The organism is Nocardioides sp., assembly GCF_035481145.1.
In the GTDB taxonomy this organism is placed as follows: Bacteria; Actinomycetota; Actinomycetes; order Propionibacteriales; family Nocardioidaceae; genus Nocardioides.
This window is the reverse complement of sequence record NZ_DATIHB010000096.1, coordinates 1-11,402: the sequence shown is the minus strand read 5'-3', so window position 1 is coordinate 11,402 and position 11,402 is coordinate 1. Positions and strand designations below refer to the sequence as shown.

Below are 11,402 nucleotides of genomic sequence, written 5' to 3'. Positions count from 1 at the left end.
GGCCTGCGCCGGCTCGGGCTCGAGTGGCCCTTCGCCTTCTGCGGCCAGCTGCTGACCGCGCTGCTCGTCCTGCAGGCACAGCTCGGGAGCGGCTGGTTGCCGACGGTCACCTCCCTGCGCGACGCCGTCCAGGCGGTGCTGCACGCGGTGGACTCTGCGCGGGAGTACCCCGCCCCGGTCCCCGGCGACGTGCCGAGCATCCTTCCCCTCCTGCTCGCGGCAGGTGTGGCCATCCATCTGGTCGTCGACCTCGTTGCGGTCTCGCTGCGCCGGACACTCGCAGCCAGCCTCCCCCTCCTCGCCGCCTGGGTGCTGCCGGTCAGCATCCTCGGCACCGCGACCGGGTGGCTGCACTTCGTGGTCGCGGCCCTCGTCTGGCTCGGGCTCCTCGCGGCCGACCAGACCGCAGAGCGCCACCGGTGGGGGCGTCCGGTCTACGGGCCCTGGCTCGACCGGGTCGGTCCCGCGACTCCTGCTGTCGTGATCGGGGCGGTGACCGTTCTCGCCGCGGTACTGCTGCCGTCCGTGCTGCCGCATCGATCGGCGCTCACCCTGCCCGGGTCCGGACCGGGACGGGGTGCGACGGTCTCGCTCACCGACCCTGTCGCGGACCTGCAGCGCAACCTCACCCGCGGCGACGACATCGACCTGGTCCACGTCACCGTCCCCGACGGCTCTCCTGTCCCGTCGTACGTCCGGCTGAGCGTGCTCGACCAGTTCGACGGTCAGTCGTGGCGCGTGGGCAGCCGGTCCTGGCCGCGCGCCAACGCCGCGACCGGACCCTTGCCCGACGTGCCCGCGCTCGACCTACCGGGGCGCCAGGTCCCATGGGCGGTGCAGGTCTCCAGCTCGTTCGCCTCGGACTGGCTGCCCACACCACGGTGGGCGCTCTCCCTCAGCGCGGGCGCCGACTGGCGCTTCGACCGCGATCATCTCGACGTCCACCGCGCGGGCGCCCCGGGCACCACGGCCGGCGAGACCTACACCGCCGTCGAGTACCTCCCCGAGATCTCTCCTGAGGAGCTCGCCCGCAGCGGAACGGCCGACCCGTCGCCGGATGGCGCGTTCACGGCGCTGCCTCCCGAACGACCCGGCTGGGTGCGCGACCTCGCCGCGGAGATCACCCGCGACGCGACCACCGACTACGCCCGGGCAGCGGCCCTCCAGGAGTTCTTCCAGCGCAACTTCACCTATTCGACGGCCACGGCCCCGGGCAACGGCTTCGCCGCGCTCGGCGACTTCCTCCGCCGCTCTCGCTCGGGCTACTGCGAGCAGTTCGCCGCTTCGATGGCCCTGCTCGCCCGTGAGCTCGGCATCCCGGCCCGGGTCTCGGTCGGATTCCTGCGGCCGGAGCGCGACGCGAGCGGGACCTACGAGTTCAGCGCCCATGACCTCCACGCGTGGCCGGAGGTCTGGTTCCGCGGGGTCGGCTGGGTCGGGTTCGAGCCGACACCGACCTCACACACCGGATCGGTCCCGTCGTGGTCCCGTCCCCCGCGCACGCCGTCATCGAGCACCAGTGCCTCGCCGAGCGCCGCGCCGTCGGCGAACCCTCGTCCCGATCCGCGTGCGCCGGACCCGACCGCCACCGCATCGGCAGACGAGGGCGTCGGCTGGCGCGTGCCGACGGCCCTCGGTGGTGTGGTCCTGGTCGCCCTGGCGGGCTGCCTGCCTCGCCTCCTCCGGCGCGCCCAGCGCACGCGTCGGCTCGGGTCGGACGACGTGGAGGACTGGTGGACCGAGCTGCACGCGAGTGTGCTCGACCTCGGAATCCCGTGGTCCGCGGGGTCCTCCCCACGCGTCACCGCAAGCCGGTTGCTGCCCCGGCTCGACGGTGCCGACCCGCTGCCTACCCGGGCCGCGCTCGAGCGGCTGGTCCACAGCGTCGAGCTGGCGAGGTACGCCCCCGAAGGGCATGGCGACGCGACCTCAGCGGACGTCGAGGCCTGCGTGGCCGCGCTGCGTGCGGATGCCGCACCCCGCGACGTACGCCGGGCACGGTGGTGGCCGCGGTCAGTGATCGGTCAGGGACGGCTGCGCAGGGCCGACAGCGCGTAGGTCGCGCTGGCGAGCATGACCACGAAGCCGCAGACAGCCACCGGGATCATCTCGGTGACGGCGCCCGTCATCAGCAGGGCGATGCCGCCGAAGAAGACCAGGCCGGCCAGGATCGCGCGCTGGCGAGCGGCGCGCCGAAGCGTGCTGCCGCGAAGCGTGGAGGCGAACTTCGGGTCCTCTTCGCTGAGCGCCCGCTCCATCTGCTCGAGCAGCCGAAGCTCTTCTTCCGAGAGTGGCACGGCCCCTCCTCCCTGCATGATGGTTCGGTCACGGTCCAGTCTAGGCGGGCCACCTCAAGTCGGGGTACCCGCTCCCCTCATTTTTTCAGCGCTGGGCCAAGAGGTGCACCTGGCTGGCGAGCGGGAGGAACTCCGGCACCGACGCGACGGCCCTCTCGAGCTCGGCCAGCGCATCGGCAGCGCCCGGCTCGTTGTCGTGGAGGGCGCCGGGAACGAGGTCACTGAAGACCCGGATCGCCTGCCGCGAGGCCGTGGCGAAGCCGGTCGCGCGGAGCAGCTCCTCGAGCTCGGCGGAGGTGAAACGGCGACCGGCTCCACGCGGGCCGGACGGCGCAGCACCGGGGCCACCCTCCAGGAGCTCACGGGCCTGCTGGAAGTGCCCTGCCATCGCCCGCGCGATGACGGCCGCGTGGCGCTGGGCGACGAGGAGGCTGAGCGTGCCGCCCGGACGCAGGCATCCAGCGATCGTGGCCAGGGCGGCCGAGGGGTCGGCGACCATCTCGAGCACGCCGTGGCAGAGCACCACGTCGACGCTGCCGGCAGGCACGAGCGTCGCCAGGTCGGAGAGGTCGCCCTGCTCCGCCGTGATCCGGTCGGCGACGCTGCGCTCCTCCGCCCGACGACCGAGCGCCGCAAGGGCGTCGGGACTGGGATCGATCACCCGGACCTGGTGGCCGCGCTCGGCGATGCGCACGGCGAAACCGCCCGTGCCCCCGCCGATGTCGAGCACCGTGGCACCCGGGAACCGGTCGAGGATGTCTTCGAGCGCCGCCCAGAGGACGGTCGCGCGGCGATCGGTGCCAGCCATGGCGCCCACAGTAGTGGTGGGCGACACGTGACTCACGCCCCGGCGCGCAGGGCGGGCCGGAAGACGATCTCCTCCTCGACCGACGTGTGCGGCGCCAGGCCCAGCGCCTGCTCCACGACGGAGAGGAAGCGGTCGGCCTCGCGGACCAGGTCGTCGGCCTCACGCTCGGTCACCGACCGCGTCGAACCAGCCTCAGCAGCTGCGCGCTTGGAGGCACCCGCAGCGAAGAACGTCGCCCACTCCCCCAGCTCGGGCGCCACCTGGGCGAGCAGGACCCATGCGTTCTTCTGCCGCCGCTTGCGCGGGTCGGGGTGAGCCCGCGCGGCCAGCAGCGCCGCGGCCGCACGCAGCGCGGCGACGTGCGCGTGGGCGTAGCGGGCCGGGACGTCGGGCGTCATGATCGCCTCGCGAAGCGACTCCGCGGAGCGCTCGAGGTAGGCGTGGGTGGTGGCCGGCAGCAGCATCATCGGCGGAGCTCCTTCGTGTGTGTCGACCCTCGGCGTGTTCGAACAGGTGTTCGATGACCCGAACGCTACACCCGACCTCCGACAGTGAGGTCCTAGAGTCGGCCGCATGATCGAGATCTGGCTGAACCCTGCGTGCTCGAAGTGCCGCACCGCCGTCTCCGAGCTCGACGCGGCCGGTGCCGCATACACCGTCCGGCGCTACCTCGAGGACCCGCCGACCGTCGCCGACCTCGAGGACGTCATCGCGCGCCTGGGCGTCGAGCCGTGGCACATCGCGCGGACGGCGGATGCGCCGAAGCTCGGCGTCGAGCTGCCCGAGCGCAGCGAGCGCCAACGTGCCCGCTGGGTCCGACTCCTCGCCGACAACCCCCGGCTGATCCAGCGCCCGATCATCACCGCGACGGACGGCACGACGGTCGTGGGCCGCGATGCCGACAGCCTCGCAAGGGTCATCGAGGCGGGCTGATGGACTCACTCGCGATGGCCTTCACCAGTGGTTGGGCCAGCGGCATCAACAGCTACCTCGTCGTCCTGGTGCTCGGCGTCGCACAGCGCCTCGGCGTCGACGACATCCCCCACGTCCTCGGACGCTGGGAGGTCCTCGTCGTCGCGGCCACCCTCTACGCCACGGAGTTCGTCGCCGACAAGATCCCCTACATCGACTCGACGTGGGATGCCATCTCCACCGCCATCCGGCCCACCGTCGGCGCGGTGATCGGCGTGCTCCTGGCCGGCGACGCGGACAGCCTCGACGCCGCGATCAGCGGTGTCCTCGGTGGCAGCACCGCCCTCGCCTCCCACACCGTCAAGAGCGGCAGCCGGCTGGCGATCAACACCTCCCCCGAACCGTTCACCAACGTGGTGGCCAGCCTGGGCGAGGACGTCACGGTCCTCGGCGTCGCACTCGTCGCGCTGCAGCATCCGTGGATCGCCGCATCGATCGCGGCCGTCCTGCTCCTGGTCGGCCTCGTGGTCCTCTACCTGGTCCTGAAGTACGTCCGTCGCGGCTGGCGACGCTGGAAGGGCAAGGACCGCCTCCCTGCCGCGACGGCCTGACCGCTAGGTTCAGCGCCCATGGCACGCATCGCAGTGATCGGCGGAGGGTTCGGCGGCATGGCCGCCGCAGCCCGCCTCGCCAAGCTCGGCCACGACGTCACCCTCCTCGAGCAGGGCGCGCGGCTCGGTGGTGCGCTGGACACGGTCGAGGCCGACGGCTTCAGCTGGGACGCCGGTCCGTCGATGACGCTGCTCCCCGCGGTCATCCGCGACCTCTTCCGCAAGTCCGGCCGGCCACTGGAGAAGGAGATCGACCTCGTCGCGCGCGACGAGGTACGCGAGCACTGGTTCGCCGACGGCAGCACGGTGACGCTTCGCGGCGGCTCCCGCGGCGTGCAGTACGACGCCTTCGAGGAGCTCGGTGCGGGCCTCGGCCAGCAGTGGTGCGACCACGTGGCCGGCTTCGCCGACGACTGGGAGGTCGTCCGGCGGGAGTACCTCGAGCGGCCCTGGCGACCCGAGATCGCCGGCAAGGAGGTCGTCGACCGGCTGCAGTCCCGGACGATGCTCGCCCGGCGCCTGAAGAAGGAGCTGCGCGACGAGCGGCTCCGCCTCGTGTCGGGACACCCGTTCTTCATGGACGGCCACGACCTGCGCAACGTCCCCGCTTGGATGGGCGTCCACGCGTACGTCGAGCAGAACTTCGGCGCATGGACGGTGCCCGGCGGCATGGCGCGCCTCGCGGGGGCGCTCGCGGACCGGCTCGCGACGCGCCGCGTCACCGTCGAGCTCGAGACCGCCGTGACCGATGTCGTCGTGCGCAACGGCCGTGCCGTCGCGGTCGCCACCGGTGCCGGCGAGGTCGACGCCGACACGGTGGTCTGCGCGGTGGACCCGCGCCGCATCCCCATCCTCGCGCCGTACGTCGTGAAGACGATGCCGGCCATCCCGCCGTACGTCGTCCACCTCGGGCTCGACGGCGACGTGCCGGACCTCGGGCCCGAGACCGTCTTCCACGGCGACCCGACGATCGTGGTCCGCACCGGCGGCACCGCCCCGGAGGGCTGCCACGCCTGGACGCTGCTCGGCCGCGGCCACCTGTCCGAGGACATGGTGCTCGCGCTCTCCCGGATGGGCGTCAACGTGCGCGGCAACGTCGTCAGCCGCGTGGACCGTACGCCGCGGGCACAGGTCGCCGGCCTGGGGAGCTCCCCGCTCGGGGTGCTGTGGCAGGGGCGCGACACGCTCCGTCACCGCCTCGGCACGCGCACCCCGGTCGCGGGAGTCTACGCAGCGGGCGCCAACGCGACGCCGGGCTCCGGGCTCCCCTGGGTCGGGCTCTCGGCCAGCCTCGTGGCGCAGGAGATCGGGCCGGCCTGAGGTCGAGCGCGGCTCAGAGCTCGAGTGCCTCGAAGATCTCGCGCGTGGCCCTGGAGCGGTTGAGCGTGTAGAAGTGCAGGCCCGGAGCGCCGCCTGCGAGCAGGTCGCGGCAGAGCTCGGTGGCCAGGCGGATGCCGTTGGCCCGGATCTCGGCCGGCTCCTCGAGGCCGTCGAAGGTCGCCACGACATGGGGCGGCACGGAGGTGCCGATCAGCTCGCCCTGCTTGGCGATGGCGCTGAGGTTCAGGATCGGCATGATGCCCGGCAGGATCGGCATGTCGACGCCGTGCGCGCGGACCCGCTCGACCAGGGCGAAGTAGTCCTTCGCATCGAAGAACATCTGGGTGACGGCGAACTCGGCGCCGGCGCGGGCCTTCTCGACCAGGACCTCCGCGTCGTGATCGAGCGAGGCGGCCGACGGGTGGCCCTCGGGGAAGGCGGCGACGCCGACGCTGAACTGCCCGCGCGAGGAGACGAGCTGCACGAGCTCCACCGCGTGCTGGAAACCGCCCTCGGTCGGGGTCCACGCGGCGCGCGGCCCCTCCTTCGGGTCGCCGCGCAGTGCCAGGACGTTGGTGACACCCGCGCCGGCGTACGCCGTGAGGATCTCGTCCAGCTCGTCCTTGGTGTGGCCCACACACGTCAGGTGCGCCATCGGGAGCAGCGAGGTCTCCTCGACGATGCGGCGCGTGATGTCGACCGTGCGGTCACGCGTGGAGCCGCCTGCGCCGTAGGTCACGGAGACGAACGTCGGCCCGTAGGACTCGAGCTCACGGATGGCGTTCCACAGCTGCGTCTCGCCCGCCTCGTCCTTGGGCGGGAAGAACTCGAAGGAGAACGACCGCTCCCCCGAGCGGATCCGGTCCCCGATGCTGCGTACGGCCTGCGTCATGGCCCCATCGTAGGGATCGCTAGGCTCGAACCGTGCCGCCGTCCACCTCTGGGTCCACCTCCGACTTCTTCGATCCTGCGCGCTTCCGGGAGGACGTGCAAGCGGTCCTGGACGACTTCCTCGACGAGCAGGCCGAGCGCCTCGCCCCCCTCGGGCCGGACGCCGCCGCGCTGGTCACGGAGGCGCGCATCGCGGTCACGGGCGGCAAGCGCCTGCGGGCGGCGTTCTGCCACGCGGGCTACACCGCCGTGCGTCCCGCCGCCCGTGACGAGGCGACCGATCGCGCGCTGCTGCGCGCCTGTGCCTCGCTGGAGCTGCTCCACGCGAGCGCCCTGGTCCACGACGACTACATGGACGCCAGCGACACCCGCCGCGGCCGCGCCGCCAGCCACCGGATCTTCGAGGCCGCCCACACCGAGGCGGGCTGGGACGGCAACGCCCAGCAGTACGGCGCGGCCGCCGCGATCCTCCTGGGCGACCTGCTGCTGACCTGGGCCGACGAGCTGCTCCGCCGCTGCGGCCTGCCCCTGGCCGAGGTCGCCCCGGCGCTGGACATGTTCGACCTGTGCCGCTCCGAGGTCGTGGCCGGCCAGTTCCTCGACGTCTCCGTGCAGGCACGCGGTGCCGCCGACGTCGACACGGCCATGACGGTGCTGCGCTACAAGTCGGCCAAGTACTCCGTCGAGCGTCCCCTCCACATCGGCGCCGCACTCGCCGGAGCCTCTGCCGAGCAGATCGAGGCGCTGACCGCGTTCGGCCTGCCGCTCGGCGAGGCGTTCCAGCTGCGCGACGACCAGCTCGGCGTCTTCGGCGACCCCGAGCTGACCGGCAAGCCCGCTGGCGACGACCTGGTCGAGGGCAAGCGCACGGTGCTCGTCGCGATGGCGTTGGCGTCGGCACCCTCGCCGGAGGCGACCGTGCTCGACGAGTCGCTCGGCACTCCCCTCGACGTGCCCATGGTCGACCAGCTGCGCCGGATCATCACCGACGCCGGTGCCGATGCCCGCGTGGAGGAGCTCATCGACTCCCTGACGACGCAGTCGCTGGCCGCGCTCGAGGCAGCACCCCTCGATGGTGCCGCCAAGGGCACGCTGCGCGACCTCGCGGCCGCGGCCACCCGGCGTACGACCTAGTCAGTCGGTGGGCCCGGCGAGCCGGTTTGGACACACAGGTGCCGTCGGCGTCCGATTCGTCCACAGGTCTCCGCTCACAGGGCCGCGAGTGTGTCCGGACGAGCACAGGCTCCGGGCATGGATCCTGTCGACGTCGTACGCCGAGCGGGCGGCACCATCCGCCGCGCCGAGCTGCATGACGTTGTCGCACGTCGCGTCGTCGACCGTGCCCTGGCCGGACGCGCGCTCGTCGTGCCGCGACGCGGGTGGGTGAGCCTGCCCGGCGCACGGGAAGCCATCGCCCTGGCCCGCCAGTCAGACGGCGCGCTGGGTGGCCTGAGTGCCGCACGCCACTGGAACTGGAAGGTCAAGCACGACCCGGTCAAGCCGATCATCATCGTGCCGCGCAACCGCGGACGGGCCGTGTCCGGAGCACTCACCCGGCGGCGCGACGTCCCCGTGGACCAGCGGAAGGGCTTCGTGCTGGAGCGGCATGCAACAGTGATCGACTGCGCGCTGACGCTGCCCTTCGATGAGGCACTGTCCGTGGCGGACTCAGCCCTCCGGCGGCCAGAGGTCGACCAAGGCCTGCTGTTGGAGATGGCCGCGGGCCTCGTCCGCGGACGTGACCGTGTGGAGCGAGTGCTCCACCTCGCCGATGGCAGGGCGGCCAACCCTTTCGAGAGCGTCGCCCGCGCGATCGCACAGGACGTGGCCGGTCTTTGCGTCGTCGCCCAGGGCTGGGTCGGCGGCAACGACCACAGCGACCTCGTCGACCATCGGCTCGGCATCGCCGTCGAGTGCGAATCCTGGCTGTGGCACGGCGACGAGGATGCGTGGCGCAAGGACGTCAGGCGCTACACCCGCATGGCGCTGGAGGGCTGGATCGTCGTGCGCCTGTTGTGGCATGACGTGATGTACCGCCCCGACATCGTGCGCGAGCAGCTCATCGCCGCCGTCGCTCTGGGGCGAGCGCGTCGGGACACATTTCAGTACGCCGCGAGTGCTGGCAGGCAGGCGGATCGGCGTTGATGTTGGATACGTGTCCGTACCGTACGGTGCCTGGCCGGTCGGTGTCGGTCAGTCGGCGTCGACGAGGAAGACCGTGAACTCCGGCGCGACGTCCGCCCGGTCGTCGAGCACGAGCATCACCCGGCCGAAGGAGGTGGCATCGCTCGCCTGCAGGTCCTGCCATCCCGACCACTCGAGCCGTGTCGGCTCGTTGACATCACGCAGGCAGTCGGCGAGCGCGTCGAGGTTGCGGCCGTAGTAGTCGGGGAACTCCAGCGCCTCCCCGAGCCTCACCAGCACCTCGTCGCGCGTGGTCAGGCCGGCCGTGTCGAGGGAAATCATTCTCATCGCTGGATCCTCGCGAACGACGCGTAGTGGTCCTCGGTCCAGAAGTACTCGTCCTCGTCACCCGTGACGATGCGGAGCGGACCGCGGTGGTTCAGTCCGGGGGTCTCGACGGTGTACTCGTGGTAGTAGCCGCGCACGTGGTCAGGAAGGATTCCCTCGAAGTTGCCGAAGACGGTGCCGTCCTCGTCGTACGGGAACGGGCCGTCGTCGTCGATGAGCTCGAGCGTCTCCTCGGCCTCGTCGGGCAGGTCCTCGACCTCGACGAGCGGGAGGCCGGTTTCGGGGTCGACCGACGCGTTGCGCGGCGTCCCGCCGTCGTGCGGGGCGACCGTCGCGCTCGCGGCGGGCCGGTCCGGCTCGCGATCAGCGGTGGGCGGAGCATCAACGCGCTCCTGCCACCACCAGAAGGCGAGCGCGACGAGGACCGCGAGGACCGCCATCACCCACTGCCCCTTGGTCCGCGGCAGGCGCGTGGGCAGCGGCAACGGCGATCGCGCCATCAGCTGAAGGCCTCGACCCGGGCGCGGCGCTGGACCTCGCTGCCACGGTTCTCGCGAAGGGCGTCGATCGGACGGCCCGGGAGCTCCTGGTCGGTGAAGATCCACTCGATGCAGTCGCGGTCGGTCCAGCCGCCGTCGTGGAAGACCGTGAGCAGGCCCGGCAGACCCTTGACGACCTGACCGTCCTGGATGAAGAGGGCGGGGACCCGCTGGCCACCTCCCTCGACCGGCACCGCACCGGCGAGGGAGTGCTCCCTGATCATCGTGCGCACACGGTTGACGCTGACGCCGAGCGCCTTGGCAGCGCCGTGCCAGTCGAGCCAGTCATCGACGAGGACAGAGAGATCAGCAGTCACGCGGTCAGTCTTTCATGGCGAGGCCCACTCCCTGTTTTTCACTCCAGTCCCTTGAGTCCCAGCAGACCCACGGGTTACTGTCAATCGGCCGTTCGGGCCATTTTCCGGGGAGCAGCTCGGGCTCCCACTGCCGCGCGGTCTGACGAAAGGGAAGGTCCATGACCTCCACCCGCACGATCTCCCGCCTGCTGTCCGGCGTGCTCACGACCGCCGTCGTGGGCGCCGGCCTCGCTGTCGCCGCGCCCGCACAGGCCCGCCACGGCGACCTGCCCCCGGGGCGCACCATGACGCCTCACACGGTCCGCGCCGGCGAGACCGCCACCGGGCTCGCGGTGCGCTATCGCGCCTGGACCGCGGAGCTGATCCGCCACAACCACCTCGGCCCCGACGGCCATCTGTACGTCGGACAACGCATCGTGATCCCCCAGGTGACAGCGCGCCTCGACCAGCCGAAGAGGGCAGCGAAGGCGAAGAAGCCCCCGGCGCGCGCGAAGGCGCCCAAGGCGACGTCACGCACGTGGAAGCACGCCGACCCCTCCCGCGCGACGGTGCGCAAGGCGATCGTCCGCACCGCCCGCGCGCACGGCGTCGACCCCGAGCTCGCCCTCGCCATCTCCTGGCAGGAGTCCGGCTGGCAGATGCACCACGTCTCCTGGGCCTCCGCGATCGGCGCGATGCAGGTGCTGCCGACCACCGGCACCTGGATGAGCATGTACGCCGGACGACCGTTGAAGCTGACCCTCCTGCGCGACAACGTGCTCGCCGGCGTACTGCTGTTGAAGGTGCTCGACGACAACACGCGCACGCAGCGCCACCAGATCGCGGCGTACTACCAGGGCCTGGGTGCCGTGCGTGAGCACGGCCTCTACCGGGAGACCGAGCGCTACGTGGCGAACGTGCAGTACCTGAAGCGTCGCCTCGAGAGCGGCTGGCGCCCGGCCTGACGACGGCTCGCCGGGGTGCCGCACGGCCAGAGCGCCCCGGCATCCGTACGATGACGCCCGTGGATCCTCGAGTCGAACGGGACCCCAGCGACCCGTTGATCGGGCGTCTGCTGGATGGTCGCTACCGCATCGGCGCCCGTGTGGCGCGCGGTGGCATGGCGTCCGTCTACGAGGCCACCGACGTCCGGCTCGACCGGGTCGTCGCGGTCAAGGTCATGCATCCGGGCATGGGCGACGGATCGGCCGACGACGACTTCGCCAAGCGCTTCGTGCGGGAGGCCCGGGCGGCTG

The 11,402-nt window shown here is 72.0% G+C and carries 14 protein-coding genes and 1 pseudogene; 8 read left to right on the top strand and 7 right to left on the bottom strand.

The window, feature by feature from the left end; genetic code table 11:
- Nucleotides 1-2,058, top strand: a 2,058-nt coding sequence (locus VLF38_RS08655; protein WP_325270865.1) for a DUF3488 and transglutaminase-like domain-containing protein, incomplete at its 5' end; no start/stop codon positions are given.
- Here VLF38_RS08655 and VLF38_RS08650 read toward each other — a convergent pair.
- The 3 genes from VLF38_RS08650 to VLF38_RS08640 form a co-directional block, all read right to left on the bottom strand.
- A complete protein-coding gene (locus VLF38_RS08650; RefSeq protein WP_325270864.1) occupies nucleotides 2,025-2,297 on the bottom strand; it encodes a DUF3040 domain-containing protein in 273 nt (90 codons plus the stop codon). The two genes, VLF38_RS08655 and VLF38_RS08650, sit on opposite strands and share 34 nt — an antisense overlap.
- An 85-nt stretch (nucleotides 2,298-2,382) precedes the next feature.
- Nucleotides 2,383-3,105 carry a methyltransferase domain-containing protein gene (locus VLF38_RS08645; protein ID WP_325270863.1) on the bottom strand — a complete coding sequence of 241 codons (723 nt, stop codon included), beginning with the start codon at nucleotides 3,103-3,105 and terminating at the stop codon, nucleotides 2,383-2,385.
- 32 nt (nucleotides 3,106-3,137) lie between these two features.
- Entirely contained in the window at nucleotides 3,138-3,572 is a 435-nt protein-coding gene (locus VLF38_RS08640; protein WP_325270862.1) for an SAV_6107 family HEPN domain-containing protein, read from the bottom strand.
- Between the two features lie 106 nt (nucleotides 3,573-3,678).
- On the opposite strand from VLF38_RS08640, the gene VLF38_RS08635 reads away from it, so the two are divergent.
- From VLF38_RS08635 to VLF38_RS08625, 3 genes are read left to right on the top strand one after another with little or no spacing between them, the layout of a single operon-like run.
- Complete coding sequence (locus VLF38_RS08635) at nucleotides 3,679-4,038, top strand: ArsC/Spx/MgsR family protein (protein ID WP_325270861.1); 360 nt, start codon at nucleotides 3,679-3,681, stop codon at nucleotides 4,036-4,038.
- A complete protein-coding gene (locus VLF38_RS08630) occupies nucleotides 4,038-4,628 on the top strand; it encodes a DUF4126 domain-containing protein (RefSeq protein WP_325270860.1) in 591 nt (196 codons plus the stop codon). Before VLF38_RS08635 ends, VLF38_RS08630 begins: the two co-directional genes overlap by 1 nt.
- A gap of 18 nt (nucleotides 4,629-4,646) precedes the next feature.
- A complete protein-coding gene (locus tag VLF38_RS08625) occupies nucleotides 4,647-5,948 on the top strand; it encodes an NAD(P)/FAD-dependent oxidoreductase (RefSeq protein WP_325270859.1) in 1,302 nt (433 codons plus the stop codon).
- A gap of 13 nt (nucleotides 5,949-5,961) precedes the next feature.
- Here the strand turns inward: VLF38_RS08625 and metF are convergent, their stop codons facing one another.
- Nucleotides 5,962-6,840: a methylenetetrahydrofolate reductase [NAD(P)H] gene (gene metF, locus VLF38_RS08620; protein ID WP_325270858.1), complete on the bottom strand. Its 879-nt coding sequence runs from the start codon at nucleotides 6,838-6,840 to the stop codon at nucleotides 5,962-5,964.
- 32 nt (nucleotides 6,841-6,872) lie between these two features.
- On the opposite strand from metF, the gene VLF38_RS08615 reads away from it, so the two are divergent.
- Nucleotides 6,873-7,973: a polyprenyl synthetase family protein gene (locus VLF38_RS08615; protein WP_325270857.1), complete on the top strand. Its 1,101-nt coding sequence runs from the start codon at nucleotides 6,873-6,875 to the stop codon at nucleotides 7,971-7,973.
- A 249-nt stretch (nucleotides 7,974-8,222) separates the two neighbouring features.
- Complete coding sequence (locus VLF38_RS08610) at nucleotides 8,223-8,984, top strand: hypothetical protein (RefSeq protein ID WP_325270856.1); 762 nt, start codon at nucleotides 8,223-8,225, stop codon at nucleotides 8,982-8,984.
- Nucleotides 8,985-9,032: 48 nt separating this feature from the next.
- Here the strand turns inward: VLF38_RS08610 and VLF38_RS08605 are convergent, their stop codons facing one another.
- From VLF38_RS08605 to VLF38_RS08595, 3 genes are read right to left on the bottom strand one after another with little or no spacing between them, the layout of a single operon-like run.
- Nucleotides 9,033-9,311: a barstar family protein gene (locus VLF38_RS08605; protein WP_325270855.1), complete on the bottom strand. Its 279-nt coding sequence runs from the start codon at nucleotides 9,309-9,311 to the stop codon at nucleotides 9,033-9,035.
- Nucleotides 9,308-9,811, bottom strand: a complete 504-nt coding sequence (locus VLF38_RS08600; RefSeq protein WP_325270854.1) for a ribonuclease domain-containing protein — start codon at nucleotides 9,809-9,811, stop codon at nucleotides 9,308-9,310. Before VLF38_RS08600 ends, VLF38_RS08605 begins: the two co-directional genes overlap by 4 nt.
- Nucleotides 9,811-10,167, bottom strand: coding sequence for an Rv2175c family DNA-binding protein (locus tag VLF38_RS08595; RefSeq protein ID WP_325270853.1), 357 nt, complete (start codon nucleotides 10,165-10,167; stop codon nucleotides 9,811-9,813). Before VLF38_RS08595 ends, VLF38_RS08600 begins: the two co-directional genes overlap by 1 nt.
- A 158-nt stretch (nucleotides 10,168-10,325) precedes the next feature.
- On the opposite strand from VLF38_RS08595, the gene VLF38_RS08590 reads away from it, so the two are divergent.
- Complete coding sequence (locus VLF38_RS08590) at nucleotides 10,326-11,111, top strand: lytic transglycosylase domain-containing protein (RefSeq protein WP_325270852.1); 786 nt, start codon at nucleotides 10,326-10,328, stop codon at nucleotides 11,109-11,111.
- Nucleotides 11,112-11,161: 50 nt separating this feature from the next.
- Nucleotides 11,162-11,402: pseudogene (locus tag VLF38_RS08585) on the top strand (hypothetical protein); the annotation flags it as partial.

Bases quoted from the DNA above. Each gene is read 5' to 3' on its own strand.
- VLF38_RS08645 (WP_325270863.1), bottom strand. From the start codon at position 3,105: ATGGCTGGCACCGATCGCCGCGCGACCGTCCTCTGGGCGGCGCTCGAA.
- VLF38_RS08640 (WP_325270862.1), bottom strand. From the start codon at position 3,572: ATGATGCTGCTGCCGGCCACCACCCACGCCTACCTCGAGCGCTCCGCG.
- VLF38_RS08635 (WP_325270861.1), top strand. From the start codon at position 3,679: ATGATCGAGATCTGGCTGAACCCTGCGTGCTCGAAGTGCCGCACCGCC.
- VLF38_RS08630 (WP_325270860.1), top strand. From the start codon at position 4,038: ATGGACTCACTCGCGATGGCCTTCACCAGTGGTTGGGCCAGCGGCATC.
- VLF38_RS08625 (WP_325270859.1), top strand. From the start codon at position 4,647: ATGGCACGCATCGCAGTGATCGGCGGAGGGTTCGGCGGCATGGCCGCC.
- metF (WP_325270858.1), bottom strand. From the start codon at position 6,840: ATGACGCAGGCCGTACGCAGCATCGGGGACCGGATCCGCTCGGGGGAG.
- VLF38_RS08605 (WP_325270855.1), bottom strand. From the start codon at position 9,311: ATGAGAATGATTTCCCTCGACACGGCCGGCCTGACCACGCGCGACGAG.
- VLF38_RS08600 (WP_325270854.1), bottom strand. From the start codon at position 9,811: ATGGCGCGATCGCCGTTGCCGCTGCCCACGCGCCTGCCGCGGACCAAG.
- VLF38_RS08590 (WP_325270852.1), top strand. From the start codon at position 10,326: ATGACCTCCACCCGCACGATCTCCCGCCTGCTGTCCGGCGTGCTCACG.